This window comes from Achromobacter sp. 18P8.1.1, from assembly GCF_057799415.1.
The window spans coordinates 348,071-372,516 of record NZ_JBYOKH010000001.1 but is presented as its reverse complement, the minus strand read 5'-3'; the positions used below and the strand labels follow the sequence as shown (position 1 = coordinate 372,516).

22 protein-coding genes are annotated in these 24,446 nt (G+C 67.2%); 10 read left to right on the top strand and 12 right to left on the bottom strand.

What is annotated here, in order from left to right:
• Positions 1–2: 2 nt before the first annotated feature.
• The 3 genes from gmhB to glyQ are packed head-to-tail and all read right to left on the bottom strand — an operon-like array spanning position 3 to position 3,589.
• Positions 3–542 (bottom strand): D-glycero-beta-D-manno-heptose 1,7-bisphosphate 7-phosphatase, encoded by a 540-nt coding sequence (gmhB, locus tag AC27VE_RS01700; protein WP_427962449.1) that lies wholly within the window; start codon positions 540–542, stop codon positions 3–5.
• Positions 539–2,677 (bottom strand): glycine--tRNA ligase subunit beta, encoded by a 2,139-nt coding sequence (gene glyS / locus AC27VE_RS01695; RefSeq protein WP_488702887.1) that lies wholly within the window; start codon positions 2,675–2,677, stop codon positions 539–541. The genes gmhB and glyS overlap by 4 nt, the downstream gene beginning before the upstream one ends.
• Positions 2,678–3,589, bottom strand: a complete 912-nt coding sequence (glyQ, locus tag AC27VE_RS01690; protein ID WP_006226339.1) for a glycine--tRNA ligase subunit alpha — start codon at positions 3,587–3,589, stop codon at positions 2,678–2,680.
• A 336-nt stretch (positions 3,590–3,925) separates the two neighbouring features.
• On the opposite strand from glyQ, the gene AC27VE_RS01685 reads away from it, so the two are divergent.
• Together AC27VE_RS01685 and AC27VE_RS01680 are read left to right on the top strand one after the other, a co-directional pair.
• Positions 3,926–4,693 (top strand): crotonase/enoyl-CoA hydratase family protein, encoded by a 768-nt coding sequence (locus AC27VE_RS01685; RefSeq protein ID WP_280028982.1) that lies wholly within the window; start codon positions 3,926–3,928, stop codon positions 4,691–4,693.
• 155 nt (positions 4,694–4,848) lie between these two features.
• On the top strand, positions 4,849–6,372 hold the full coding sequence (locus AC27VE_RS01680; protein ID WP_280028981.1) for a fumarate hydratase: 1,524 nt from the start codon (positions 4,849–4,851) through the stop codon (positions 6,370–6,372).
• A gap of 237 nt (positions 6,373–6,609) precedes the next feature.
• On the opposite strand, the gene AC27VE_RS01675 is transcribed toward AC27VE_RS01680, so the two are convergent.
• The 3 genes from AC27VE_RS01675 to AC27VE_RS01665 are packed head-to-tail and all read right to left on the bottom strand — an operon-like array spanning position 6,610 to position 9,621.
• Complete coding sequence (locus AC27VE_RS01675; RefSeq protein WP_424626328.1) at positions 6,610–7,842, bottom strand: CaiB/BaiF CoA transferase family protein; 1,233 nt, start codon at positions 7,840–7,842, stop codon at positions 6,610–6,612.
• Positions 7,839–8,699: a MaoC/PaaZ C-terminal domain-containing protein gene (locus AC27VE_RS01670; RefSeq protein ID WP_488702886.1), complete on the bottom strand. Its 861-nt coding sequence runs from the start codon at positions 8,697–8,699 to the stop codon at positions 7,839–7,841. Before AC27VE_RS01670 ends, AC27VE_RS01675 begins: the two co-directional genes overlap by 4 nt.
• Positions 8,700–8,706: 7 nt before the next feature.
• The gene (locus tag AC27VE_RS01665) at positions 8,707–9,621 is read right to left on the bottom strand and encodes an SDR family NAD(P)-dependent oxidoreductase (RefSeq protein ID WP_280028976.1); all 915 of its coding nucleotides are present in this window, start codon (positions 9,619–9,621) and stop codon (positions 8,707–8,709) included.
• Between the two features lie 177 nt (positions 9,622–9,798).
• On the opposite strand from AC27VE_RS01665, the gene AC27VE_RS01660 reads away from it, so the two are divergent.
• The gene (locus tag AC27VE_RS01660; protein ID WP_006226345.1) at positions 9,799–10,698 is read left to right on the top strand and encodes a LysR family transcriptional regulator; all 900 of its coding nucleotides are present in this window, start codon (positions 9,799–9,801) and stop codon (positions 10,696–10,698) included.
• Positions 10,699–10,936: 238 nt separating this feature from the next.
• The gene (locus tag AC27VE_RS01655; RefSeq protein WP_488702885.1) at positions 10,937–11,932 is read left to right on the top strand and encodes a Bug family tripartite tricarboxylate transporter substrate binding protein; all 996 of its coding nucleotides are present in this window, start codon (positions 10,937–10,939) and stop codon (positions 11,930–11,932) included.
• Between the two features lie 63 nt (positions 11,933–11,995).
• On the opposite strand, the gene AC27VE_RS01650 is transcribed toward AC27VE_RS01655, so the two are convergent.
• Genes AC27VE_RS01650 through AC27VE_RS01630 form a run of 5 tightly spaced genes read right to left on the bottom strand, consistent with a single transcriptional unit; the run spans position 11,996 to position 17,120 of the window.
• Positions 11,996–12,958: an NAD(P)H-dependent flavin oxidoreductase gene (locus AC27VE_RS01650; RefSeq protein ID WP_488702884.1), complete on the bottom strand. Its 963-nt coding sequence runs from the start codon at positions 12,956–12,958 to the stop codon at positions 11,996–11,998.
• Between the two features lie 18 nt (positions 12,959–12,976).
• Entirely contained in the window at positions 12,977–13,951 is a 975-nt protein-coding gene (locus tag AC27VE_RS01645; protein ID WP_488702883.1) for a Bug family tripartite tricarboxylate transporter substrate binding protein, read from the bottom strand.
• 57 nt (positions 13,952–14,008) lie between these two features.
• Positions 14,009–15,529, bottom strand: coding sequence for a class I adenylate-forming enzyme family protein (locus AC27VE_RS01640; RefSeq protein ID WP_488702882.1), 1,521 nt, complete (start codon positions 15,527–15,529; stop codon positions 14,009–14,011).
• A gap of 17 nt (positions 15,530–15,546) precedes the next feature.
• Positions 15,547–16,719 carry a thiolase gene (locus tag AC27VE_RS01635; protein ID WP_006226351.1) on the bottom strand — a complete coding sequence of 391 codons (1,173 nt, stop codon included), beginning with the start codon at positions 16,717–16,719 and terminating at the stop codon, positions 15,547–15,549.
• Entirely contained in the window at positions 16,716–17,120 is a 405-nt protein-coding gene (locus AC27VE_RS01630; RefSeq protein ID WP_035213797.1) for a Zn-ribbon domain-containing OB-fold protein, read from the bottom strand. Before AC27VE_RS01630 ends, AC27VE_RS01635 begins: the two co-directional genes overlap by 4 nt.
• Before the next feature lie 200 nt (positions 17,121–17,320).
• Between AC27VE_RS01630 and AC27VE_RS01625 the strand changes: the two genes are divergently transcribed.
• From AC27VE_RS01625 to paaG, 3 genes are read left to right on the top strand one after another with little or no spacing between them, the layout of a single operon-like run.
• Entirely contained in the window at positions 17,321–18,511 is a 1,191-nt protein-coding gene (locus AC27VE_RS01625) for an acyl-CoA dehydrogenase family protein (RefSeq protein ID WP_488702881.1), read from the top strand.
• A gap of 34 nt (positions 18,512–18,545) precedes the next feature.
• Entirely contained in the window at positions 18,546–19,658 is a 1,113-nt protein-coding gene (locus AC27VE_RS01620; RefSeq protein WP_488702880.1) for an acyl-CoA dehydrogenase family protein, read from the top strand.
• Entirely contained in the window at positions 19,655–20,479 is an 825-nt protein-coding gene (gene paaG, locus AC27VE_RS01615; RefSeq protein ID WP_488702879.1) for a 2-(1,2-epoxy-1,2-dihydrophenyl)acetyl-CoA isomerase PaaG, read from the top strand. The genes AC27VE_RS01620 and paaG overlap by 4 nt, the downstream gene beginning before the upstream one ends.
• 27 nt (positions 20,480–20,506) lie before the next feature.
• Here the strand turns inward: paaG and AC27VE_RS01610 are convergent, their stop codons facing one another.
• A complete protein-coding gene (locus AC27VE_RS01610; protein ID WP_006226357.1) occupies positions 20,507–21,400 on the bottom strand; it encodes a LysR family transcriptional regulator in 894 nt (297 codons plus the stop codon).
• A gap of 150 nt (positions 21,401–21,550) precedes the next feature.
• On the opposite strand from AC27VE_RS01610, the gene AC27VE_RS01605 reads away from it, so the two are divergent.
• From AC27VE_RS01605 to AC27VE_RS01595, 3 genes are read left to right on the top strand one after another with little or no spacing between them, the layout of a single operon-like run.
• The gene (locus AC27VE_RS01605; protein WP_427956953.1) at positions 21,551–22,381 is read left to right on the top strand and encodes an HTD2 family dehydratase; all 831 of its coding nucleotides are present in this window, start codon (positions 21,551–21,553) and stop codon (positions 22,379–22,381) included.
• Entirely contained in the window at positions 22,378–23,571 is a 1,194-nt protein-coding gene (locus tag AC27VE_RS01600; RefSeq protein WP_035213773.1) for a CaiB/BaiF CoA transferase family protein, read from the top strand. Before AC27VE_RS01605 ends, AC27VE_RS01600 begins: the two co-directional genes overlap by 4 nt.
• Positions 23,568–24,401: an HpcH/HpaI aldolase/citrate lyase family protein gene (locus AC27VE_RS01595; RefSeq protein ID WP_006226361.1), complete on the top strand. Its 834-nt coding sequence runs from the start codon at positions 23,568–23,570 to the stop codon at positions 24,399–24,401. Before AC27VE_RS01600 ends, AC27VE_RS01595 begins: the two co-directional genes overlap by 4 nt.
• Positions 24,402–24,446 lie beyond the last annotated feature (45 nt).

Genomic DNA, 24,446 nt, shown 5'->3' with positions numbered 1-24,446 from the left:
AATCAATTGTCCTGAAGCAGGGCGTCGGCTACGGCCGACAGGTCTTCGCATACGCGCGTGTTGTCGGGCAGGCCGCCCTTGGCCAGCGTCTTCTTGCCGTTGCCGGTCTGCACCAGCCAGGGCGAGCAGCCGACGGACGAGGATGCCTGCAAGTCACGCAGCGAATCGCCCACGGCCGGCACGCCGGCCAGGTCGATGTCGTAGCGATGGCCGATCTGTTCGAACATGCCGGGGCGCGGCTTGCGGCAGGTGCAGTTGTCATCCGGACCGTGCGGGCACAGGAACACGGCATCGATGCTGCCGCCGACTGCGGCCAGCTCGCGCCGCATCTTGGTATGGATGGCGGTCAGCGTGTCCATGTCGAACAGGCCGCGCGCCAGGCCGGACTGGTTGGTGGCGACCACCACCTTCCAATCCGCCTGCGTCAGCCGGGCGATCGCTTGCAGGCTGCCCGGCAGGGCGATCCATTCGTCGGGATTCTTGACGAACGCATCGCTGTCCTGATTGATGACGCCGTCGCGGTCGAGGATGATCAGTTTCACTGTGCCAGCCTGGAAATGTCTGCCACCTGATTCATCAGGCCATGCAGCTGGCTCAAGAGAGCCAGCCGGTTGGCGCGCACGGCCGGGTCTTCGGCCATGACCATGACGTCGGCAAAGAATGCGTCCACCGGTTCACGGGCCTGGGCCAGCGTGGACAGGCTGCCGGCGAAGTCGCCGGCGGCCAGTTGCGCCTCGGCCTGCGGACGCAGGGCGGCGACCGCGGCAGCCAGGGCCTTTTCGGCGGGTTCCACCAGTGCGGCGTCGTTGACCGCGCCGATGTCGCCTTCGGCCTTCTTCAGCAGGTTGCCGATGCGTTTATTGGCGGCGGCCAGGCTGGCGGCTGCGGGCAGTTGCGCGAAGGCGGCGGCGGCGCGCACGCGCTCGGCCACCTGGTGCAGCGGCGGCGTCAGCGCGATCACGGCCTCTACCGCATTGCGGTCGAAGTCGTTGATCAACTGGTTGCGGTAGCGCTCGTAGATGAAGGTGCGGACTTCAGCCAGCGTGTCGGCCGGGATCTTGCCGGCGGGGAACGTGCCCGCGGCCAAGTCCAGCAGGCCGTCGAGAGACAGCGGGCCGTCTTCGCTGATCTTCAGCCAGCCGCCGGCGGCCAGTTGTTCGAAGGCGCTGATCAGGCCCAGCGCGGCGCGGCGCAGGCCGAAGGGGTCGCGTTCGCCCGTGGGCGCCAGGCCGATGGCCCAGATGCCGACCAGCGTTTCCACGCGTTCGGCGATGAAGAGCGTGGCGGCGGTCAGCGTGTCTTGGGTGACCGGCGTGTCGTAGCGGTTGCGGTACTGCGTGCGCAGCGCCTCGACGACGCTGGCGGGCTCGCCATCGCCGGCGGCGTAGTACGCGCCCATGATGCCTTGCAGTTCAGGGAATTCGCCCACCATGTTCGAACCCAGGTCGGCCTTGGCCAGCATGGCGGCCCGGTCGGCGGCCGATACGTCGCCGCCCAGTTGGCCGGCCACGCCGCGGGCGATGGCGCGCACGCGTTCGACGCGTTCAAGCTGGGTGCCCAGCTTGTTGTGATAGACGATCGAGCCCAGTTGTTCGACGCGCGCGGCAAGCGGCGTCTTGCGGTCGGTTTCGAAGAAGAACTGCGCATCGGCCAGGCGCGGGCGCACCACGCGCTGGTTGCCTTCGACGATGTTCACCGGATTGTCCGTGTGCATGTTGCTCACGATCAGGAAGCGGTGCGTCAGGCGGCCGGTGGCCGGGTCGAACAGCGGGAAGTACTTCTGGTTCAGCCGCATGGTCAGGATCAGGCATTCCTGCGGCACTTGCAGGAACTGCTCTTCGAACTGGCCCACGTAGACGGTGGGGTGTTCGACCAGCGCCGTCACTTCGTCCAGCAGCGCAGCCACTTCCGGGTCATCGCCCAGGGTGGCCGACAGGCGGCCGGCATGGTCCAGCAACTGACGCTGGATCTCGTCGCGGCGGCCCTCGAAGGACGCCACGACGCGGCCCTTTTCTGCCAGGGTGGCGGCGTAGGAGTCTGCATCGGCGAACGACACCGGGCCCGTGCTCATGAAACGGTGGCCCAGGGTGTCACGGCCCGCGGTAAGGCCCAGCGCGGACACCGGCACCACGTCGGCGCCGAACAGGGCGACGAGACCGTGCGCGGGGCGCACGAACTTGACGGACGTGACGCCATCGGCCAGCTGGTAACGCATGACCTTGGGGATCGGCAAGTTGTTCAGCGCTGTGTCCAAGCCTTCCTGCAAACCCGCGGCCAGTTGCGCGCCGGGGGCGGTGCCGCGGGCAACCAGGTAGTCCTGCTTGCCATCGGATTCGCGGTCCAGCGTGGACAGGTCGATGTTTTCCAGGCCCTTGGCGGCCAGCTTCTTTTGCAGCGCCGGGGTGGCGCGGCCGTCTTCGGTCAGGCCGATCTTCACCGGCATCAGCTTTTCGGCGTAGGGCTGGTCGGGCGCCTGCGTCAGCACGGCGGACAGGTGCACGGCCAGGCGGCGCGGCGTGGAATACGCGGTCACGGCGCAGTCGTCAGCCAAGAGGCCGTGACGCGCGAGCGTGGCGCGCACGCCCTCGGCATAAGCCTGGCCCAGCTTTTGCAGGGCCTTGGGCGGCAGTTCTTCGGTCAGCAGTTCGACCAGTAGCGGGCGGATGTTCGTCGTCATTTATGCAGCCTCCCCGGCGGCCTTGGTGCGGGCCAGCATGGGAAAGCCCAGTCGTTCGCGGGAATCGTAGTAAGCCTGGGCGACGGCGCGCGACAGGTTGCGGATGCGGCCAATGTAGGCCGCGCGCTCGGTCACGCTGATCGCGCCCCGCGCGTCCAGCATGTTGAAGGTGTGCGCGGCTTTCAGCGCGGCCTCGTAGGCCGGCAGCGCCAGCGGCACGTCCATCAGGCGCTTGGCTTCGGTTTCGTAGTCATTGAAGTGCGCGAACAGCATGTCGGCCGACGAGTGTTCGAAGTTGTAGGTGGATTGCTCCACCTCGTTCTGGTGGAACACGTCGCGGTACAGCACGCGGTTGCCGTTGGCGCCTTCGGTCCAGACCAGGTCGTACACGCTTTGCACGTCCTGCAGGTACATGGCCAGGCGTTCCAGGCCGTAGGTGATTTCACCCGTGGTCGGCGTGCAGTCCAGGCCGCCCACTTGCTGGAAATAGGTGAACTGCGTGACTTCCATGCCGTTCAGCCAGACTTCCCAGCCCAGGCCCCAGGCGCCCAGCGTCGGGTTTTCCCAGTCGTCTTCGACGAAGCGGATGTCGTGCTGCGTCGGGTCGATGCCCAGCGCCTTCAGCGAACCGATGTAGAGGTCCAGGATTTCCGGGGGCGCCGGCTTCAGCACGACCTGATATTGGTAATAGTGCTGCAGGCGGTTGGGGTTCTCGCCGTAGCGGCCATCCTTGGGGCGGCGCGAAGGCTGCACATACGCCGCGCGCCACGGCTCCGGGCCGATCGCGCGCAGGAATGTGGCCGTATGCGAAGTACCGGCGCCGACTTCCATGTCGTAGGGTTGCAGCAGGGCGCAACCCTGCTTGTCCCAGTATTCCTGGAGCGTAAGGATGATTTGCTGAAAGGTGAGCATAGGATTCTTGGAATTCGACTCGCCGGGCAAGGCTTGCCTTGGGCGTGGGAAACCCGGCATTTTAACTGGCCCGGGCCTGTCCTGTTTCCCGATGGCCGTCGGGCAGTTACATCTACGTCTTTTGGACGCCTTCCGGGCAAGCGGGGATGTGGCCGAGGGGGCGCCCGGGGTGTGGCGGGCGCCCCGCGGGTGTGCTGCTGGCGGACGCCCTGGCCCGCGTCGGCTGCGCCCGCAAACCAATGATCGTATGATTCCAGGTTGAGCCTCAAGTCTTATATAAAACCCGGAACCCGACGACACCCCGGGATTCCGAGAATTCCTGGAAGGAGCAGTCCCATGTCAGACCTGATCACGGTGGAAGTTACCGACGGCATCCAGATCATCACGATCAACCGCCCGGAAGCCAAGAACGCCATCAACCTGGAAACCGCCCAAGCCATGGCCGCCGCGCTGGACCAGCTGGACAGCCGCGACGACATCCGCATCGGCATCCTGACGGGTGGCGGCGGCACGTTCTCGTCGGGCATGGACTTGAAGGCATTTGCCAAATCGGGCCAGCGCCCCTACGTGGAAGGCCGTGGTTTTGCCGGCTTGAACGAAAAGCCGCCCAAGAAACCGCTGATTGCGGCCGTCGAAGGTTACGCGCTGGCCGGCGGTTGTGAAATGGCCCTGGCCTCCGACCTGATCGTGGCCGCCAGCAACGCCAAGTTCGGCCTGCCGGAGGTCAAGCGCGGCCTGGTGGCCGGCGCCGGCGGCATGCTGCGCCTGCCGCGCCGCCTGCCGTACCACATCGCCATGGAAGTGATCCTGACAGGCGAAATGCTGAGCGCCGAGCGCGCCTACTCGTTCGGCCTGGTCAACCGTCTGACTGAACCGGGCGGCGCGCTGGCCGGCGCGCTGGAACTGGCGCGCGCCATCGTCGAGAACGGCCCGTTGGCCGTGCAGACCGCCAAGAGCATCGTTTCGCAGTCCGGCGACTGGGAGCAGGAAGGCATGTTCGACCGCCAGCGTCCGCTGATCGCGCACATTTTCTCGTCCGCCGACGCCAAGGAAGGCGCCACCGCTTTCGCCGAGAAGCGCAAGCCCGTCTGGCAAAGTAAGTGAGCCCCCACGCCGCACTCGCTGCGCTCGCTTGCTGCCCCCCGAGGGGGCGTCTTTTGCCTTGGGGCGGCCCGGCGGCAAAAGATATCTTTTCTCCACTGCGGCTGGCCAATTAGGCCGGTCGCGTTTTCATGTTTTTTCCAAGCTCGTAAATCGCCATGTCCGTCATCATTAAAGAAGAAGACTTGATCCAGTCGATAGCCGATGGCATCCAGTTCATCAGCTATTACCACCCCGTCGACTACATCCGCCACTTGGCGCGCGCCTACGAGCGCGAGGAAAGCCCCGCCGCGCGCGACGCGATGGCGCAGATCCTGACCAATTCGCGCATGTGCGCCGAAGGCAAGCGCCCGCTGTGCCAGGACACCGGCATCGTCAACGTCTTCCTGAAGATCGGCATGAGCGTGCGCTTTGACACCAAGCGCACCCTGCAGGAACTCTGTGACGAAGGCGTGCGCCGCGGCTACCTGAACCCGGACAATCCGCTGCGCGCCTCGGTGCTGGACGATCCGCTGTTCGCGCGCAAGAACACGCGCGACAACACGCCCTGTATCCTGCACGTCGAACTTGTCCAGGGCGACAAGGTCGACGTGCAAATCGCTTCGAAGGGCGGCGGTTCAGAAAACAAGACCAAGTTCGCCATGTTGAATCCCAGCGATTCGCTGGTGGACTGGGTGCTGAAAACCGTTCCGACGATGGGCGCCGGCTGGTGCCCCCCGGGCATGCTGGGCATCGGCGTCGGCGGCACCGCCGAAAAAGCCATGCTGATGGCCAAGCAGTCGTTGATGGAAGACATCGACATGTACGAACTGCTGGCCCGCGGCCCGCAGAACAAGCTGGAAGAGCTGCGCATCGAACTGTACGAAAAGGTCAACGCGCTGGGTATCGGCGCACAGGGCCTGGGCGGCCTGACCACAGTGCTGGACGTCAAGATCAGCACCTTCCCGACGCACGCGGCTTCCAAGCCCGTCGCGATGATCCCGAACTGCGCCGCCACGCGCCACGCGCACTTCGAACTGGACGGCTCGGGCCCCGCTCGCCTGGATCCGCCGTCGCTGTCGGAATGGCCGGAAGTGCACTGGGCCCCCGACTACAACAAGTCCAAGCAAGTCGACCTGAACACGCTGACGAAGGAAGAAGTCGCCAGCTGGAAGCCGGGCCAGACGCTGCTGCTGTCGGGCAAGATGTTGACCGGCCGCGATGCCGCGCACAAGCGCATCCAGGACATGCTGGCCCGCGGCGAACCGCTGCCCGTGGACTTCACCAACCGCGTGATCTATTACGTGGGCCCGGTGGATCCGGTGGGCGACGAAGTGGTCGGCCCCGCCGGCCCCACGACCGCCACGCGCATGGACAAGTTCACCGACATGATGCTGGAGAAGACCGGCCTGATCTCCATGATCGGCAAGTCCGAACGCGGCCCGGTCGCCATCGAGGCGATCAAGAAGCACGGCTCGGCCTACCTGATGGCCGTCGGCGGCGCTGCCTACCTGGTGTCCAAGGCTATCCGCGGCGCCAAGGTGCTGGGCTTTGCTGACCTGGGCATGGAAGCCATCTACGAGTTCGACGTGAAGGACATGCCGGTGACCGTGGCGGTGGACGCCCAGGGCACCTCGGTCCACACGACCGGCCCGAAGGAATGGCAGGCCAAGATCGGCAAGATCCCGGTTGCGGTGGCGTAAGCTACGCGTGACATGAAAACGGCCGCTGAATCAGCGGCCGTTTTTTCGCGGTTAGGGGTGGGTAGGATGGGTGGAGCGCGAGAGGCTGGAGGGCAAGAAGCCCGGTATGTTTCGCGCGCAACCCGTCAAGCGGCGGTTGCGTTGTGCTCAAAACGGCTAAGCGTTCATTGCTGCTTGATGGGTTTCGCGCACGCCAGACCGGCGTTTTTGTCCCTGGCCTCTCGCGCTCCACCCATCCTACGGGCCCGCGTTGCATTTCTTGAACGCCGCGATGGCGTCGGCCGACTTGCCCAGCACGTCGCGCAGCACTTCCTCGGTGTGCTCGCCCAGCATGGGCGGCGCGCGCCGATACACGACGGGCGACGCCGAAAACCGCAGCGGGCTGGCGGTGACGGGCGCCGTGCCGCCGGCCGGATGCGGCAGGTCTCGCCGCAACTGCCGGGCCTGCGCCTGCGGATGCGCGAACGCCTGCGCGATGTTGTTGATGGGGCCGCACGGCACCCCCACCGCTTCCAGCTTGGCGATCCAGTCGTCGCGGCGGCCTTCCAGCATGATCGCCGTCAGGATGCCGATCAACGTTTCGCGGTTGGTGACGCGCAGCCGGTTGGTGGCAAAGCGCGGGTCGTCGCCCAGTTCCGGCGCGCCGATCGCGCGGCAATACGCGCGGTACTGCGATTCATTGCCGGTGGCCACGATCAGGTGGCCGTCGCTGGCGGCGAACACCTGATAGGGCACCACGTTCTGATGCGCGTTGCCGGCGCGCGTGGGCGCGACACCGGAGTTGAAGTAGTTGGAGTTCTGATTGGCCAGCAGCGCCACATGGCTGTCCAGCAGGGCGATGTCCAGATGCTGCCCCAGGCCGCTGCGATGGCGCTCCTGCAAGGCCGCCAGGATCGCGACCGTGGCGTACATGCCGGTGACGATGTCCGTCACCGCCACGCCCGCCTTTTGCGGGCCGCCGCCGGGCAGGTCATCGCGTTCACCGGTGATGCTCATCAGCCCGCCCATGCCCTGGATCATGAAGTCGTAGCCGGGGCGTTGGGCAAACGGGCCGTCCTGGCCGAAGCCCGTGACCGAGCAGTAGATCAGGCGCGGATTGATGGCCTTCAGGCTGTCGTAGTCCAGGCCGTACTTGGCCAGGCCGCCCACCTTGAAGTTCTCGACCAGGATGTCGCTTGCCGCGGCCAGTTCGCGGATCAGCGCTGCGCCTTCGGGCGTGGCCATGTCGGCTTCGACCGAACGCTTGTTGCGGTTGGCGCTGAGGTAGTAGGCGGATTCGCTGGTGTCCCGGCCGTCGCCGTCCTTCAGATACGGCGGACCCCAGGCGCGCGTGTCGTCGCCGACATGGGGGCGTTCTATCTTGATGACGTCGGCGCCCAGGTCGGCCAGGTTCTGCGTGCACCAGGGGCCGGCCAGGATGCGCGACAAGTCCAGCACGCGGATGCCGTCAAGCGCGGGCGGGCGCGTCATGATTGCACCGTCGCGGTGCCGTGGCTCATGACCACAAGATCGCGTTCGCGCGACCGCACCTGAAAGCGGAGCTGTCCGTCAGGCATGCGCCAGATGTCGCATTGCAGGGTCTCGCCGGGATATACGGGTGCCGAGAACCGCGTGTTCAGGCTGGTCAGCCGCGACGCGTCGTAATCGCAGCAGCTCTTGACGATGGCGTGCGCCGCCACGCCATACGAGCACAGGCCGTGCAGGATCGGCCGTGGATAACCCGCCTGATGCGCGACGTCGGGGTCGGCATGCAGCGGATTGCGGTCGGCGTTCAAACGGTACAGCAGCGCGGCGCTGGGCGGAACGCGCAGTTCGCACTGTAGGTCCGGTTTGCCGCCGGGCACGGCGGGCAGGGCTTCGGGGCTGTCGTCGCCCTGGCCGAAGCCGCCGTCGCCGCGGCAGAACGTGCTTTGCCGCAAGGTGGCCAGGCAGGCGCCGCTTTCGTCGTGCAAGGTGCGCTCGGTGATGACGATGGCGCCCTTGTCCGCGCCCTTGTCGATCACATGCGTGTTGCGGCTTTTTCCGATGACCACGCCCGATGTCGGCAATGGCGCGTGCACGGTCAGGCGCTGCTCGCCGTGCACCACCTTCACCCAGTCGATGCCGGCGCGCGGGTCTTGCACCCAGAAGCCGGGGTAGCCCAGCACCACGCTCATCGTGGGGAAGGCCTGCAAGTCCTTTTCGTACACGTAGCGCAGCTGGCCGGGGTCTTCGGGGTCCTGGCCCAGGCCGATGCCCAGCGCATACAGCATGGTGTCTTTCTGCTCGTAGCGCTGACGCACCTCGTCAAAACGCCAGTTCTTTACGGTCGCGTAATCCAGGGGCATGGCGGTCTCAGATGGGATCCCAGTCGATCACGTCGGGCGAACGCTCCAACGCGTAGAAGTGCTTGCGCATGGCGGGCACGGCGATTTCAGCAATGCGTTCCGGCGTCCAGCCTTCGCTGTTGTGCACGGTGCGCAAGGGTCGCGGCTGGCTCATCAGCATGATCTCGTTGGCGCGCACGGCAAAGATCTGCGCGGTGATTTCGCTGGCCGCGTCGCTGGCCAGGTAGACGGCCATTGGCGCCACCTTGCCGGCTTCCATCTTCTTCAACTTTTCGACGCGGGCCTTCTCTTCGTCTGTTTCTGCCGGGATGGAACTCGTCATGCGGCTCCAGGCAAAGGGCGCGATGCAGTTCGAGCGCACGTTGTAGCGCGCCATGTCCAGCGCGATGGATTTGGACAGGGCCACGATGCCGAGCTTGGCAGCCGCGTAGTTCGCCTGGCCGAAGTTGCCGATCAGGCCGGAGGTGGACGTCATGTGCACGAAGGCGCCCGATTCCTGTTCGCGGAAATAGGGGGCCGCGGCGCGGCTCATGAAGAACGAGCCGTTCAGGTGCACGTCGATCACCTGGCGCCATTCCTCTTCGCTCATCTTGTGGAAAACGCGGTCGCGCAGATTGCCCGCGTTGTTGATCACGGCGTCGATGCGGCCGAACGCGTCGATGGCGGTCTGCACCACGCGGCTCGCGCTGTCGTAGGCGGCCACGCTGTCGGTGTTGGCCACAGCCTGTCCGCCGGCCGAGACGATTTCTTTCACCACCGCTTGCGCCGGGCCTTCCGCGCCACCTTCGCCTGTCAGCGACACGCCGATGTCGTTCACGACCACCTTGGCGCCCGCCTGCGCCATCGCCAGCGCAATGCTGCGCCCGATGCCGCCACCCGCGCCCGTGACGACCACTACCTTTCCGGAAACCATGCCGCTCATTGCCTCTGACTCCTGTACTGCGGCGCATGCGCCGCCTGTGGAAAACAGTTCCGCATCAACCGGTAGGGTTCGCGGGATCGGAGCCTGCTAGTGTTAACAGGCCCTGGTGCATGGTAGATTCGACCCGGCATTCGAAGAATTCAAAATTAGAAATGCCCCCCTTCTGCGTGGTGGAACATGAGACATGATTTGACTGACCTGCGTTTGTTTCTGAACGTAGGGGAAACACTCAATCTGACCCGGGCTGCGGAACGCACCTTCCTGTCCTTGCCGGCGGCAAGCGCGCGGGTCAAGCACATGGAAGAGGCCTTCAAGGCGCGGTTGCTGGTGCGCCTGGCCACAGGGGTTGCGCTGACGCCGGCGGGCGAGGTGCTGCTCAAGCACGCCAACGCCGTCTTCCGGCAGCTGGAATGCCTGAACGCCGACCTGCAACCCTATGCCAGCGGATTAAAGGGACGCTTGAGGTTGCTGGCTAACACCACGGCCACCAATTCGTTTCTGGCCGACGCGCTGTCCACGTTCCTGGCGGAAAACCCCGACGTGGACGTGGAGCTTGAAGAGAAGATATCCGGGGACATCGTCATCGCGATCCGCGCAGGCGCCGGAGACCTTGGGCTGGTGGCCGGCAACATCGACGTGGAAGGGCTGGACGTCACGCCCTTGTTCCGCGATGAACTTACCGTGGTGACGTCGCTGGAGCATCCGCTGGCGGCCTCGAAATCCGCGCATTTCGCAGACTTGGTCGACGCCTACCAATTCGTCGGCATCCATCCCGACAGCGCCATCCAGACCTTCCTGGAGGACATCGCCAGCGGCCTGGGCAAGCGCATCTGCCAACGCGTGCACGTGGGCAGTTTCGAAGCGGTGTGCCGCATGGTGGAGGCCGGCGCGGGCATCGCGGTCGTGCCGCGCGCCTGCGCCGCGCGCTACAGCCGCCCCGACGCGCTGCATGTGCTGAAACTGGAAGACCCCTGGGCGCTGCGCGACCGCCTGCTGTGCCGCCAGCGCGGCCGCGACCTGCCCAGCTTCGCCGAGTGCTTCATCGAACACGTGCAGCGCGCCGCGCGCGGGCAATGAACGAAGCGCAGCGGGGGCCGGATGGCCCCCGCACCGTTTTCCCTAGGCCAGGTGTCGTATCCACGCGTCGCGCAGGCGCAGATTGTGTCCGCTTACCGAACTTTCCATCCCGTGCGAAAGAGGGGCTTTTGAAAATGTGTAGCGGCCAATGCCCGCGCTCGGAAAATAATAAATAAGAGCGGCGGGCAGCAGTTCTTGAAGCTTGACCGTGAATAACACCAAGACTCAGGAGACTGCAGTGATTGATCCTCAACGCCGCCGCGTCGTCGCGGGGCTGGGCGCCGCTTGCGCCGCCGCCATCGTGCCCACCTTGTTCCCGGCCACCGCCCGCGCCGCCACGTGGCCCGGGCACGCCGTGACCTTCATCGTGCCTTTTCCCGCCGGCGGTCCGGTGGACACGACCGCGCGTTTCACCACGCAACCGCTTGGACAGTTGTGGTCGGTGCCTACCGTGGTGGACAACAAGTCGGGCGCGGGCGGGATCGTCGGTGCGCAGTTCGCGGCCAAGGCCGAGCCCGACGGCTACAACTTCTTCTTCGCGTCCATCCATCACGCGGTGCTGCCCAGCCTGCGCGACAACCTCAGCTACGACATCAGCCGCGACTTCGTGCCGGTCGGCATGGCGGCGGTGTTTCCCATCGTGCTGGTGGTGAACGCGTCCCTGCCCGTGAACACGGTGAGCGAACTGATCGCCTACGCCAAAGAGCATCCGGGCAAGCTCTCGTTCAGCTCGTCTGGCACCGGCGGCGGCACGCATCTGGCGGGCGAACTCTTCAATGCGATGGCCGGGGTGCGGATCCAGCACATCCCGTATCGCGGCAGCGCGCCGGCCATGCAGGACCTGCTGGGCGGGCAGGTGCAGGTAATGTTCGCGGACGGGCCGTCCGCCGTGCCGCACTTGAAGGGCGGCAAGGTGCGCGCGCTTGGCGTGGGCAACCCCACGCGATCGAGCATGTTGCCGGATGTGCCCACCATCGCCGAATCCGGTTTGCCGGGCTACGAGGCCTATTCCTGGAGCGGCGTGATGGCGCCCAAGGGCACGCCACCGGACATCGTGAAGCGCATGAACGCCGATATGGTGAAAGTGCTGTCGGACCCTGCCACCGCCAAGGGCATGATCGCGGCCGGCGCCGAGCCCAAGCCCGGCACGCCCGAGCAGTTCGGCGAATTCGTCCGCGACGAGATCGTGAAGTGGCGCGACCTGATCAAGACCGCGAACATCAAGCTGGAATAGGGCAACAGCGATCTTCGCGGCCGACGCTGGCGGGCCTGGGTTCAGGCCCGCCGGCTTGGCGTTTCACGCGGCCAGCAAGGCGTTGCGGGCGCTGCGGTATTCCACTTCCAGCTGATCCACCAGCGTGGCGATGGGCAGGATCTCTTGCGCGGCGCCCACGCCCTGGCCCGCGCTCCAGACGTCCTTCCAGGCTTTGGGCCGGGAATTCTTGTCCAGGTTGGCGGGTGGCGCATCGCCTTGTCGGGCCAGTGCCAGGGGATCCAGCCCCGCGGCCTGGATGCTGGCGGAAAGGTAGTTGGCCGGCACGCCGGAGAAGTACGGGGTGTAGGTCACGTCGGCCGCCTGCGCCTGCAACACCATTTCGCGATAGGCCTCGCCAGCCAGTGACTCCTGCGTGGCGATGAAGCGCGTGCCCATGTAGGCGAAGTCGCAACCCAGGACCTGGGCCGCCAGGATGTCCTTGCCGTGGCTGATGCAGCCCGACAGTGCCAGCGGGCCGTCATAGAACGCGCGGATCTCGTTGACCAGCGCAATGGGGTTGATCTGGCCCGCATGGCCGCCTGCGCCGGCGGCCACGAGGATCAGGCCGTCGACGCCCGCCTCCAGCGCACGCTTGGCGTGGCGTACGTTGGTGACGTCGTGGTAGACCAGCCCACCGTAAGGGTGCACGGCCTGCACCACGGCTTCCGGCGCATGCAGCGACGTGATGATGAGGGGCACGCGCCGTTCGGCGCAGATGGCCAGGTCGCCCTGCCAGCGCGGATTGCTGGGATGGACGATCAGGTTCACGCCATACGGCGCGACGCGCGCGCCGGGGTCGGCCTGGCGCTTGGCGGCCAGGCCTTCCTCGATGCGGCTGATCCACTCGTGCAGTTGTTCCTGCGGACGGGCGTTCAGCGAGGGGAACGTGCCGATGATCCCCGCCGCGCATTGCGCCACGACCAGCTCCGGCCCAGAGACCAGGAACATGGGGGCGCCGATGATCGGCAAGCGGGTCTGGGCTTGTAGCGCAAGCGGAGGAGGCATCTGGGGCTCCGGGTGGGGTCAGTTCGCCTGGATGTTGGCGCTTTGGATGACGTCCGACCACAAGGCGTACTCGCGGTCGATACGGGATTGCAACGCCTTCGAATCGCCGGCGTTGATGGTGTAGCCGCCTTCGGTCATGGCCTGGCGGAAGGCGGGGTCTTTGGATACGTCGTCCAGCGCGCGGGTCAGGCGAGCCGAGACGGCCTCGGGCAGCTTCTTGGGGCCGACCAGCGCGTACCAACCCACCACTTCGTAGTCCTTCATGCCCGCTTCGATCATCGTCGGCACGTCGGGCAGTTCGGGGTTGCGGGTCTTGGACGTGACGGCCAGCGCGCGGGCCTTGCCGCTCTTGATGAAGGGGATGGCGGTGCTGGTGATGTCGAACATGAAGGTCACCTTGCCGCTGATCACATCCATCATGGCTGGCGAGTTGCCGCGGTACGGTACGTGCAGCATCGACGCGTCGGCCTGCTTTTTCAGCAGCTCGGCCGACAGGTGGTTGGATGCGCCGATGCCGGCGGACCCGAACGACACGGCATCGGGATGCGCGCGCGCGTAGCCGACGAGTTCGCCCACGTTCTTGGCCGGAATCTGCGGGCCGATCAGCAGCACATTGGCGTAGTCGACCACCAGCCCGATCAGTGAGAAATCTTTGCGTGGGTCGAACAGCGTGCTGCGCTGGACCAGCGGCGACATGGTCAGGGTGGGGCTGGCGGCAAAACCCAGCATGTAGCCGTCGGGCGTGGCCTTGGCAGTGGCGTCGGACGCGATCATGCCGCTGGCGCCGGCGCGGTTTTCCACCACGACGGTCTGGCCCAGCTTGTCGCCCAGGTATTTGGCGAAGACGCGGGCCGTGGTGTCGACGGGGCCGCCAGGGGCGTAGCCCACCAGCAGGCGGATGGGGCGTTCGGGGTAGCCGTCCGCCTGGGCGGACGTCGCCGTGGCAAGCGCCGCCACGGCGGTGGCTGCGGCGAAGAGGGTCTTGATGTTCACGCTGTTGTCTCCTTGTGTATAAGTGGCCGGTCGTGGAGCGGAACAGCGGGTCCGCGCCTACGCCAGCCTTTCTTTCAGCGGCTGCTTCAGGATTTTTCCGCTGACGGTCGTGGGAATGGTCTCGATGGGGATGATCCGTGCGGGCCGTTTGTAGGGCGCCAGTTGCGCGCGCAGATGCAGCATCAGCAGGTTGGCGTCGATCGTGGCGCCGGGCAGGGGTTCGACGAAGGCGATGACTTCCTCGTTCTGGTCGGCCGTGTTGCGTCCCACCACGGCGGATAGCCGCACGCCGGGGAACGCGTTGATCACCGATTCGACTTCGATGGGATACACGTTGAAGCCGGACCGGATGATCAGGTCCTTGGAGCGGCCGGCGATGAACAGCGCGCCGCTGTCGTCCACGAAGCCGATGTCGCCCGTGTTGAGCCAGCCGCCGGGCAGAAGCGCCTGCGCCGTCTGTTCGGGGCTGCGGTAGTAGCCCAGCATGACGCCCGGGCCGCGGATCAGGATGTCGCCGCGTTCGCCGTGGGCGGGGGTGCCGCTGTCGGGGCTGCCAATGCGCATTTCCACGCCTTCCACCGCATAGCCCGCCGAGCAGTCTGCGCGCGGGGCGTCGATGCGTGTGATGAACATCGACCCCGCGTATTCGGTGATGCCGTAGCCATGGTGCATCGGCACCCCGAAATAGCGTTCGGCGTCGCGCTTGAGCGTGGGGTCGAGCGCCGCGCCGCCGGTGTACAGGTAGCGCAGCGCGGGCGCGCGCAGGTCGGCGCGCGGCGGCGCCACGGCCATCATGCGGCTGAACATGGTGGGCACGCCCTGCAGGATGCTGACGCCCGGGTGCGCCAGCGCCTTGAACGCGTCTTCGGCGTCGAAGCGGCTGCGCAGCACCAGGCTGGCGCCCGCATGCACGGTGGCCATCAGCACCGTGGCAATGCCGAAGATGTGCGACATGGGTAGCGCCGCATAGCCGATGTCGTGAGGCGTCAGCCGGCGGGACGCTGCGGATACGCGCGCAAAGTGCAGCAGGCCGCGATGCGGCACCATCACGCCCTTGGGTGCGCCCGTGGTGCCGGAGGTATAGATCACGGTGGCCACTTCGGCCGCCAGCTCACCGGCTTCCGCCTGGGTGGGCGTCGCGGCCCGCGCGGCCTGCACGCCGGGCCCCCAGACGGCAGGATCAGCGTCTTGCGCGCCGGCCGCCACGGCATGCGCGGCCGCTGCGGACGAGACGTCCGTGGTGTAGAGCAGCAGTTCGGGCTGCGCATGCTGGCGGATGTTGTCGACTTCGCGTGCGGACAGGCGGGCGTTCACGCCCACCGGCCAGGCGCCCGCCAGGCCGCATCCGAACAGTGCCGCAATCATCGCCGTGCAGTTTTCCCCCACCATCAGCACCCGGTGGCCGGGTTGCACGCCCTGGTCGCGCAGCCAGCCGGCGACGGCCTGCACGCGTTGCCACAGTTGGGCGTAGGTCAGCGTGCCGCCGCCCTCTTCGTACAGGCAGATGGCGTCGGGCCGCTGTTGCGCCTGCAGCGCGACGACTTCGTGGATGCGGGTGATGGGTTCTGCGTGGGACATCGGTGTTGCCGTGGCGTTCAAAGGGTGGCCTGGGTGCCCAGGATTGCGGTGGATTGGCTGGACAGCGTGCCGCCGTTGCCATGCACCAGCGCCAGTTGCGCATCGGCGACCTGGCGTGCGCCGCCTTCGCCGCGCAGCTGCCGGACGGCTTCGATCATGATGAAGACGCCGTACATGCCGGGATGCACGCAGCACAGGCCACCGCCGTTGGTGTTTACCGGCAGCCTGCCGCCCGGCGCGATGGCCCCGTCCGCGATGAAGTCCTTGCTTTCGCCCTTGGCGCAGAAGCCCAGGTCTTCCAGGAAGAGCAGGGTATTGATGGTGAAGGCGTCGTACAGTTCGACCACGTCGATGTCTTTCTGCGACACGCCCGCCATGTCGAAGGCGCGCTTGCCCGATTCGGCCGCGGCCGTCACGGTCAGGTCTTCCATGGACGAGATCTGCCGGTTCCAGACCGCGGTGGCGTTGCCCAGTACGTAGACGGGCGGGCGCGGCAGGTCGCGCGCACGGTCGGCGCGCACCAGCACGTAGGCGCCGGCGCCATCCGTGACCAGGCAGCAATCGCGCACGCTCAACGGGTCCGACACCATGCGGGCCGACAGGATCTGGTCCAGCGTGGCGGGCTCGCGCAGTTGCGCCTCGGGATTCAGCTGCGCCCACTGGTTGGCTGCCAGGGCCACTTGCGCCAGATGTTCGCGGCGCGTGCCGTACTGGTGCATGTGGCGCGCGGCGGCCAGCGCGTACGACGACAAGGGGCTGAGCGGATCGTAGGGCGTTTCGTAGGGCTGGGGATCGAACTGCTTGCGGACCCGGCCGATTTCGGCCCGGCTCAGCGTGGAGGTGCGTTGCGTGCTGCCGTAGCAGACCAGCACCGCGTTGCACTGGCCGGAAGCCAGCGCATGCAGGGCGGGCATCAGATGCGCCACGAAGCTGGAGCCGCCCAGCATGGTGCTGTCGATGAAGGTCGGGCGGATGCCCAGGTGTTCGATCACCGGCATCGCCCACATCGGCGCGGCGACGCTGGCCGTGCAGATGCCGTCGATGTCGCGCATCGTCAAGCCGGCGTCGGCCACGGCGCGCTGCGCCGCCTGCACCAGGATTTCCATTTCGGTGTAGCCCGCGGCCTGTCCCAGGCCCGCGTGGCCCACCCCCGCCACGGCGACGGCGCCGCGCAGATCTTTCAGCGTCATGGCGCCTCCTTGTTGGGTACGAAGACCACGAGGCCGTGGCCGTCCTGCTGCGCCACCTGAGCGCGCACCGCCATGCCGATGTGCACGTCGGCGGGGGCGATGCCCTGCACGCGGCTCATCAGCCGGACGCCTTCCTGCAGGTCGACCAGCGCCACGTTGTAGTCGCCGCCCGCCTCGGGCTTGCGCCGCACTACGGTGGTGGAATAGACGGTGCCGCGGCCGTCGGGCTCGGCCCATGCCAGCTTGTCCGCCCCGCAGTGCGGGCAGATCATTCGGGGATAGAACACCGCGCGGTCGCAGCCGGCGCAATGCTGGATAAGAAAGCGGCCCTGGTCGAGCGCCTGGCGGTACTGCGCCTCGACGCCCTGCGACACGCCTTCCTGGTGATCGGGAACAGTCATGGTGCGATGGGATTCCAGTGGATGACGGCTGCTAGTGTCGGTACTGCCGCCGGGTTCGGCCATTCTTCATTGCTGAAGCAGGCCTTTTGCGGACCTGTAGTGGGGGGGCGCCCTACATCCTGCGCGAAGCCGGTCTTCGGAAGAGGCAGATTGCCGGCCTCTCGGGGCCGTGGCTAGATACCGGGCAAAGGAGGTAGACCATGAACCTGACCTGGACGCGAGAAGAGCGCCAATTCCGCGACGAGGTGCGCGCATTCGCCGCCGCCAAGCTGCCGGACGACATCCGCGACAAGGTGTTGCGGCATCAACGGCTGGAACGCGAGGACTACGTGCGCTGGCACAACATCCTGGCCGACCACGGCTGGGGCGCGCCCAACTGGCCTGCGGAGCACGGCGGCACCGGCTGGAACGCGTTGCAACGCCTGATCTTCGAAGTGGAATGCTTCAAGGCGGGCGCGCCGCGCCTGCTGCCCTTCGGCCTGTCCATGATCGGGCCCGTACTGATGAAATACGGCAGCGCCGAACAACAGGCGCGCCTCTTGCCGCGCATGCTGCGCGTGGAGGACTGGTGGTGCCAGGGCTATTCGGAGCCGGGCTCTGGTTCCGACCTTGCCTCGCTCAAGACCCGCGCGGTGCGTGACGGCGACGAATACATCGTCAACGGCCAGAAGACCTGGACCACGCTGGCGCAGTACGCCGACTGGATGTTCTGCCTGGTGCGCACCGACCCCGACGCGCGCGCGCAGCGCGGCATTTCGATGCTGCTGCTGGACATGCGCGCCCCGGGCGTGACGGTGCGCCCCATCCGCACGCTGGACGGCGGCCACGACGTGAACGAGGTCTGGCTGGAGAACGTGCGCGTACCGGTGTCCAACCTGGTGGGCGAAGAGAACCAGGGCTGGACCTACGCCAAGTACCTGCTGGGCCACGAGCGCACCGGCATTGCAGGACTGGGCCATTGCCATCGCGAACTGGGCATCTTGAAGCAGATGGCCGCGCGCGCGCAGTCGCACGGCAAGCCGCTGCTGGCCGACAGTCGCATCCGCGACCGTATTTCGCGGATCGAAGTCGACATCATGGCGCTGGAAATGTTGCTCCTGCGCGTGGCGTCCAGCAACGACGGCACGCCGGGCCCCGAGGCCTCGGTGCTGAAGATCCGGGGCTCCGAGATCCAGCAGGATCTGGCCATGCTGCAAATGGAAGTGGCCGGGCCGGACGCGTGGCCGTACGACCCCGACTGGCTGCAGGCCGGCGGCGATTTCCACGGTCCGGGCCCCGAGATGGCGGCGGCCGCAGGCGCGGGCTACGCCGATATGCGCAAGACCTCGATCTACGGCGGCACGACCGAAGTGCAGAAGGGCATCATCGCCCGCCTGGTGCTGGGCCTGTAGGCCCGCCCACGCGCAATCCGACAGGAAGACACGCATGGATTTCATCTACACCGAAGAACAGCGCATGCTGGCCGACAGCCTGCGCCGCCTGGTCGACCAGGCATGGACGTATTCCCAGCGCCGCGCCCGTCAGGCGGACGGCAAGCTGGACCCCAAGGCCTGGAGCGCGCTGGCCGAACTGGGCGTGCTGGGCCTGACCATCTCGCAGGACTTCGGCGGCTTTGGCGAAGTGCCTGCCAGCCTGCTGCCGGTGCATGTGGAACTGGGCCGGGGGCTGGTGTCCGAACCGGTCATTCCCAGCGCCGTCATGGGTGCGGCGCTGCTGGACGCCTGCGGCGACGCCGTGCGCGGCCGCTGGCTGCCCGCCATCGCATCGGGCGAGGCCATCGTCAGCGTGGCCTACCAGGAACCCGGCCGCCGCTACGACACGAACCCGCAGGGCTGCCGCGCGGCCAAGACGGCAGAAGGCTGGCGCCTGGACGGCGTCAAGCATCTGGTGTGGCACGGCGCCGCGGCCTCGGCATGGCTGGTCAGCGCGCAGGGCGCTGACGGGCAAACCCTGCTGCTGGCGGTGCCGGCCGACTCGGCGGGCGTGCGCGTGACCGATACGCCGACGCTGGACGGGGCGCGCTGCGCCCGGCTGGATTTCGACGCGGTGGGCCTGCCTGCCGACGCCTTGCTGGCCGAGGGGCCGGCGGCGGACGACGCACTGGCGCAGGCCTTGCAGTGGGGCACGGCGGCGCTGTGCGCGCATGCGGCAGGCGCCATGGACCGCTTGCTGGAGATCACGGTGGACTACCTGAAGACGCGCAAGCAATTCGGGCAGCCGCTGGCGTCCTTCCAGGCCTTGCAGCACCGGCTGGCCGAGATGTTGGTGGCCAAGGAACTGGCCCTGTCGATGGCCTATGTGGCGGTCGCGGCCTTGACCGAACCGGATGCCGCGCAGCGCCGCCGCATGATCGCGTCGGCCAAGCTGGAAGCCGCGCGCGCGGGTCGCCTGGTGGCGCAGATGGCCGTGCAGTTGCATGGCGGCATGGGCATGACGGACGAACTGGACGTGGGCGACTATTTCAAGCGCTTGACGGTGGTGGACCAACTGCTGGGCGACACCGCCGAGCAACTGGCCGTGCTGGAGGAACTGGCATGAGCGCGGTAACGTCACGCACGGCCGAAGGCGGCGAGTACACCCAGATCCGCTTCACGTTGGACCAGGGCGTGGGCGTCATCACGCTCAACCGCCCCGACCGGCTGAACAGCTTCACCGAAGTCATGCACGCCGAACTGGCGCGCGCGCTGGACGCCATGGAGGCCGATCCGGGCTTGCGCGGGCTGGTGATCACGGGGGGCGGCCGGGGCTTTTGCGCCGGCCAGGACTTAAGCGAACGCAAGCCTTCTGACGACGGCTCGCGCCGCGACCTGAGCCAGATTCTTGAGAAGTGCTACCGGCCGTTGATTACTCGCCTGCGCGCCTTGCCCGTGCCGGTGGTTTGCGTGATGAACGGCGTGGCGGCCGGTGCCGGGGCCAGCCTGGTGCTGGCGTGCGACGTGGTGTTCGCCGTGGAGTCCTCGCGCTTCATCCAGGCCTTCAGCAAGATCGGCCTGCTGCCCGATGCGGGCGGAACCTGGTTCTTGCCGCGGCTGGTGGGGTCGGCCCGCGCCATGGGGGCAACGCTGTTTGGCGAAGCGGTCAGCGCCCGGCAGGCGGAATCGTGGGGCTTGATCTGGCGCGTGGTGCCCGACGACGCGCTGGCGGCCACGCTGGCGGACGTCACGGCGATCTTGGCGGCCGGGCCCACGCGGGCCTATGCGGCGACCAAGGCGGCGCTGCATGCGTCCAGCGGCAACACGCTGGCGCAGCAGTTCGACCTGGAATGCCGGTTTCAGCGCGAGCTGGGCTACACCGACGATTACCTGGAAGGCATGCGGGCATTCGCGGAAAAGCGTCCGCCGGCGTTCACCGGCACCTGAGGCGGCAGGCGGCGCTGGCTGCGGGCATCAAGGCGCCCGCGGCACCTGGATCTGTTCGATGAGCTCGCGGGCGCAGCCGGGCAGGGCGTCGATGTCGCGTACCAGGAGCTTGCGCTCCCGCACCACCCACGGTTCGTCCAGCTCCACCACGCGCAGCTTGGTGTCGGCGCCGTAGCGGCGGGCCGCGGAATCGGGAATGACGCCGATGCCGACGCCGGCCTGCACCATGCGGCAGATCGAATCGAAGCTGTAGAGCTGGATGCGTTGCGGCAGGCGCTGGCCGACGCGCTCCAGCTGGTCGCGCAGGAAGGCAACCAGCGTGGAACCTTCGTGCATGGTGATGAACGGATAGCGCACGGCGTCCACCAGCTTGACCTTTTCCTGGTCCTGCAGCGGATGCCCGTTGGGCACCACCAGTACCAGCCGGTCGGTGCTGAAGTGGATCGTCTGCAATTCGGGCGCGTCTACGGGGCCCGCCACGATGCCCAGGTCGGTCGTGCCGTCCAGCACGCCGCGCACGATGTCGCGCGTCAGGCGTTCTTGCAGGTCGACCGTGACGCCCGGGTGGCCCGAGAGGAACTGCGCCAGGATGTCCGGCATGAATTCGGTGACCGCCGTGGTGTTGGCGAAGATGCGGATGTGGCCCGCGTCGCCGTCGGATTGCTCCTGGAAGTCGTGCTTCAGGTGGTCCACCTGCCGCATGATGACGCGGGCGTGCTGCAGCAGCTTCTGGCCGGCGGGCGTGATTTCCACGCCGCGGCTGTCGCGGTACAGCAATCGGGTGTTCAGCTGGTTTTCCAGCGCTTTGATCCGCACGCTGACGGCGGCCAGGGACAAGTGCGCCCGTTTGGCCGCCTGGGTCAGGCTGGGGGATTCCGCGATGTGGATGAACAGGCGTAGGTCGGCAAGGTCGAAGTGCATGGGGCATATATTACGGCGCGCGGCGCCGGGGCTGGGCATGGGCGGTCGATTCAGGCGCCGCAAACCCCGCCTTGAGGAAAAACGAATTCACAACGGGGACGGCTTGCGGGCATGCTTCAACTTGAGAAAACCCCACCAAAGGATATCGGCATGACTTCTACAGATCCGGCAGGCTGGATCGGCAGCGGCGAACGCAAGGCGGACGCGATGGATCCCGGCCACGCGGCGCGCATCGCAGCCACCCTGGGCGGCGCCGCGCCGGCCCAGGGCGAGGCCCTGCCGCCCCTGTGGCAATGGGCGTTCTTCATCAGCACGGTGGGTATGGACGGATTGGGGACGGATGGCCATCCCTCGCGCGGCGGTTTCCTGCCGCCGGCCCAGGACCGCAACCGCATGTGGGCGGGCGGCCGGGTGGAATTCCGTCGGCCGCTGAAGGTGGGCGTGCCCGCAGAACGCGTATCCACGGTGGCCGACGTCAAGGAAAAGACGGGCCGCACCGGGGCGCTGCTGTTCGTGACCGTGCGCCACGAATACCACCAGGCGGGCGAGATCGTCATCCTGGAAGAGCAGGACATCGTCTACCGGCAGCCGTCGCCGCCCAAGCTTGCGGGCAGCGAACCCGCGCCCCAGGCGCAATGGCGCGATACGGTCAATCCGACGTCGGTGCTGCTGTTCCGCTATTCGGCGGTGACCTTCAACGGCCATCGCATCCACTACGACCATCCCTACGTGACCGGCACCGAGGGCTATCCCGGCCTGGTGGTGCACGGTCCGCTGATTGCCACCGAAATGGTGGCCGCCTTTAGCCGCGCCCATCCCAAGGCGCGCCTGACCCATCTGTCGTACCGCGGCCTGCGTCCGCTGATTTCGCCCGCGCCCTTCCAGGTGGCCGGCCGCTTGACCGAGCCGGGCGTGGCCCAGCTTTGGGCCGAGCAGGACGGCACGCTGGCCCACCAAGCTGAACTGAGGTTTACCGAATGAGCACGCAGGCAACCCGCCCCTTGGACGGCATTACCGTCGTCAGCCTTGAACACGCCATCGCCGCGCCGTTCTGCACCCGCCAACTGGCCGACATGGGGGCGCGCGTCATCAAGATCGAACGTCCCGGCAGCGGCGATTTCGCCCGCGGCTACGACGAGCGCGTGCGCGGCCTGTCCTCGCATTTCGTCTGGACCAACCGCTCCAAGGAAAGCCTGACGCTGGACCTGAAGCGCGACGAAGCGGGCGGCATCATGGACCGCCTGCTGGAATCGGCCGACGTGCTGGTGCAGAACCTGGCGCCTGGCGCCGCGGCGCGGCTGGGGCTTTCGTTCGATGCCCTGCACAAGAAGTACCCGCGCCTGATCGTGTGCGACATCTCGGGCTATGGCGAAGGCGGTCCTTATCAGGACAAGAAGGCCTACGACCTGCTGATCCAAAGCGAAAGCGGCTTCCTGTCGGTCACGGGCACCAAGGACGATCCGGTCAAGGCCGGGTGTTCGATCGCCGACATCGCGGCGGGCATGTACGCCTATTCGGCCATTCTGAACGCCTTGCTGCTGCGCCAGCGGACCGGGCTGGGCAGCCGCCTGGACGTGTCCATGCTGGAAAGCATGGTCGAATGGATGGGCTTTCCCATGTATTACGCGTTCGAAGGCGCCGCGCCACCCGTGCGCGCCGGCGCCGCCCACGCGTCGATCTACCCTTACGGGCCGTTCCCGGTGGGTGACGGGTCCACCATCATGCTGGGCTTGCAGAACGAGCGCGAATGGCGCGTGTTCTGCGCCCAGGTGCTGCGCCAGGCCGACCTGGCCGAAGACCCGCGCTTCCTGTCGAATTCGCAACGCACCGCCAACCGCGACGCCTTGCGCGACCTGATCGTGGCGGCCTTTGCCGACCTGTCCATCGCGCAGGTCACCCAGCGGCTGGAAGACGCGCAGATCGCCAACGCCCGCGTGAACGACATGGCCGGCGTCTGGGCGCACCCGCAACTGCAGGCACGCGCCCGCTGGAGCCAGGTGGACAGCCCGGCCGGCACGCTGCCGGCGCTGCTGCCGCCGGCCAGCAGCAATGCCTTCGCGCCGCGCATGGCCGCGGTGCCCTCCGTGGGCCAAAACACCGATGCGGTGCTAGCATCGTTGGGATACGCGCCGGATCAAGTGGCGCAGTTCCATGCCTCGGAGGTCGTGTGACGCATCCCGTCGTTCGTAGCGCCCTGTTCGTGCCGGCTTCGCGCGCCGAGCGCATCCCCAAAGCGCTGGCCGCCGGCGCGGACGCCGTCATCGTCGATCTGGAAGACGCCGTCGAGCATCTGGCCAAGGCCTCCGCTCGCGAAGCCCTGTGCGACTTCCTGGGGACGCATCGCCAGACGCGGCTGTGGGTGCGCATCAACGACGCGTCCACGTCCTGGCACGACGACGACCTGAAAGCCTGCCGGGGTCAGCCGGGCGTCGCGGGCATCCTCCTGCCCAAGGCCGAAAGCCTGGCGCAGGTGCGGCACGTGGCGCAGACGGGCTTGCCCGTCATCCCCATCATCGAAACGGCCCGCGGCCTGTTGAACGCGGCCGAGGTCGCCGCCACCCCCGGGGTCGCGCGGCTGGCCTTCGGCAGCCTGGACTACGGGCTGGACATGGGCCTGACGCCCGACACCCCCGGCGCGGAAACGGTGCTGGACCACGCGCGGGTGCAGGTATTGCTGCATACGCGTTCGGCCGGGCTGGCGCCGGCGCTGGACGGCGTCCATGCCGGCGTGCAGGACCAGGCGGGGCTGGCGCTTGCGGCGGGCCGCGCCCAGCAGATGGGGTTTGGCGGCATGCTGTGCATCCATCCCACGCAGGTGCCGGTGATCCACGCGGCCTTCGTGCCGGCGCAGGAAGAACTTGCCTGGGCGCGGCGCGTCGTAGCCGCGCACCGCGAGACAGCGTCGGGCACCTTCATGCTGGACGGCAGGATGGTCGATGCGCCCGTCATCGCGCGCGCACGCCTGGTGCTGGCGCAAGCCGGGGAGCAGGCCGGCGCTTAGCCGGGGCGGATCTCGCCTATCCTCGGGGTTCCCTTCCATTTTTCA

Bases quoted from the DNA above. Each gene is read 5' to 3' on its own strand.
- glyS (WP_488702887.1), bottom strand. From the start codon at position 2,677: ATGACGACGAACATCCGCCCGCTACTGGTCGAACTGCTGACCGAAGAA.
- glyQ (WP_006226339.1), bottom strand. From the start codon at position 3,589: ATGCTCACCTTTCAGCAAATCATCCTTACGCTCCAGGAATACTGGGAC.
- AC27VE_RS01685 (WP_280028982.1), top strand. From the start codon at position 3,926: ATGTCAGACCTGATCACGGTGGAAGTTACCGACGGCATCCAGATCATC.
- AC27VE_RS01680 (WP_280028981.1), top strand. From the start codon at position 4,849: ATGTCCGTCATCATTAAAGAAGAAGACTTGATCCAGTCGATAGCCGAT.
- AC27VE_RS01675 (WP_424626328.1), bottom strand. From the start codon at position 7,842: ATGACGCGCCCGCCCGCGCTTGACGGCATCCGCGTGCTGGACTTGTCG.
- AC27VE_RS01670 (WP_488702886.1), bottom strand. From the start codon at position 8,699: ATGCCCCTGGATTACGCGACCGTAAAGAACTGGCGTTTTGACGAGGTG.
- AC27VE_RS01665 (WP_280028976.1), bottom strand. From the start codon at position 9,621: ATGAGCGGCATGGTTTCCGGAAAGGTAGTGGTCGTCACGGGCGCGGGT.
- AC27VE_RS01660 (WP_006226345.1), top strand. From the start codon at position 9,799: ATGAGACATGATTTGACTGACCTGCGTTTGTTTCTGAACGTAGGGGAA.
- AC27VE_RS01650 (WP_488702884.1), bottom strand. From the start codon at position 12,958: ATGCCTCCTCCGCTTGCGCTACAAGCCCAGACCCGCTTGCCGATCATC.
- AC27VE_RS01640 (WP_488702882.1), bottom strand. From the start codon at position 15,529: ATGTCCCACGCAGAACCCATCACCCGCATCCACGAAGTCGTCGCGCTG.
- AC27VE_RS01635 (WP_006226351.1), bottom strand. From the start codon at position 16,719: ATGACGCTGAAAGATCTGCGCGGCGCCGTCGCCGTGGCGGGGGTGGGC.
- AC27VE_RS01630 (WP_035213797.1), bottom strand. From the start codon at position 17,120: ATGACTGTTCCCGATCACCAGGAAGGCGTGTCGCAGGGCGTCGAGGCG.
- AC27VE_RS01625 (WP_488702881.1), top strand. From the start codon at position 17,321: ATGAACCTGACCTGGACGCGAGAAGAGCGCCAATTCCGCGACGAGGTG.
- AC27VE_RS01620 (WP_488702880.1), top strand. From the start codon at position 18,546: ATGGATTTCATCTACACCGAAGAACAGCGCATGCTGGCCGACAGCCTG.
- paaG (WP_488702879.1), top strand. From the start codon at position 19,655: ATGAGCGCGGTAACGTCACGCACGGCCGAAGGCGGCGAGTACACCCAG.
- AC27VE_RS01610 (WP_006226357.1), bottom strand. From the start codon at position 21,400: ATGCACTTCGACCTTGCCGACCTACGCCTGTTCATCCACATCGCGGAA.
- AC27VE_RS01605 (WP_427956953.1), top strand. From the start codon at position 21,551: ATGACTTCTACAGATCCGGCAGGCTGGATCGGCAGCGGCGAACGCAAG.
- AC27VE_RS01600 (WP_035213773.1), top strand. From the start codon at position 22,378: ATGAGCACGCAGGCAACCCGCCCCTTGGACGGCATTACCGTCGTCAGC.